The organism is Rhizobacter sp. P1_G5, assembly GCF_056405435.1.
In genome coordinates this window covers 1-991 of sequence record NZ_JBFUCB010001075.1, presented here as the reverse complement: position 1 = coordinate 991, position 991 = coordinate 1, and the positions used below count along the sequence as shown (strand labels likewise).

Sequence of the window (991 nt, the reverse complement as noted above, 5' to 3'; positions counted from 1 at the left end):
GCCGGGCGCCATGCCGGCACCCCAGCGCAGCAGCGCGGCCAGCACCAGGCCGCCGGGCAGCCAGGGCAGCGGCGAGACAAGATTCAGCAGGGGGATCGACAGCCCCCAGCGACCGAGGGCCAGGCAGGCCAGCGACGCCAACACCGCCTGCAAGGCCCAGACGCTCAGGCGCGTGGACGGCAGCAGGATGACGGGCAGGGTGGGCTGTCGGAAAACGGGCACGTGGGCGTCGTGAGGAGGCTTTCGAATGTACCCCGCGACGCTTCCGGCGGGCTGAGCGCGATACCCCGCAGATGCGGGTATCGGTCAGCCGATGGAATCGATACGGATTTCCGGAATCGGCACGCCCGGATCAGAGCGCGAAGTCTTCCAGTTTCTTGCCGGCAGCGACAGCCGCCTTCAGCCATTTGGGTTGCAGGCCGCGACCGCTCCAGGTTTCGCCGGTGGCGTTGTTGCGGTATTTGGCCGCCACCTTGCCACCCTTGCTGGCGCCGGATTTTCCACCGGTCTTGGTGCCGCTTTTGCCGGTCAGGTCGGAAGCCGACAGGCCGTATTCGTTCATCAGCGACTTGACTTTGGCAATCGCATCCTGGCGTTCACGCTTTTGCGTGGCTTCGATTTCCTGCTCGAGGGCAGCCTTCTTGGCGAGCAAATCCTGCAACGTGGTCATCGATGGTTTCCTGTTGAACCCGGCTATATGTGCCGGCGCCGGGATTCTAATTCAGGAAACCTTCAAAAGCCAAGCGAAACTCGCCGGCAGGGAAACTGCCAGTTTCAGGGGACGTCAGGGTGTCGGGGGAACATATCCGGCAGGTTGTTCGACGCCTTCGCCGAAGAAGAACCGCTCCATCTGCCGGGCGAGGTACTGGCGGGCACGCTGGTCGGCCAGGTTCAGCCGGTTCTCGTTGACCAGCATGGTCTGGTGCTTCATCCAGGCGGCCCAGGCTTCCTTGCTGACTTCGTTGTAAATCCGCTTGCCCAGTTCACCGGC

Annotated in this window: 3 protein-coding genes; all 3 read right to left on the bottom strand. The window is 63.7% G+C overall.

Annotated features, from left to right (window positions below):
- The coding region (locus AC1D12_RS34115; protein ID WP_477845491.1) for a hypothetical protein at positions 1–222 on the bottom strand (222 nt) is incomplete at its 3' end.
- A gap of 130 nt (positions 223–352) precedes the next feature.
- Complete coding sequence (locus AC1D12_RS34110; protein ID WP_047508939.1) at positions 353–670, bottom strand: H-NS histone family protein; 318 nt, start codon at positions 668–670, stop codon at positions 353–355.
- 114 nt (positions 671–784) lie between these two features.
- Positions 785–991 (bottom strand): oxidative damage protection protein (locus AC1D12_RS34105; protein WP_477845490.1); only part of this gene is annotated, 207 nt, incomplete at its 5' end.

Excerpts from the sequence above, each read along its gene's own strand:
- AC1D12_RS34110 (WP_047508939.1), bottom strand. The coding sequence starts at position 670 with ATGACCACGTTGCAGGATTTGCTCGCCAAGAAGGCTGCCCTCGAGCAG.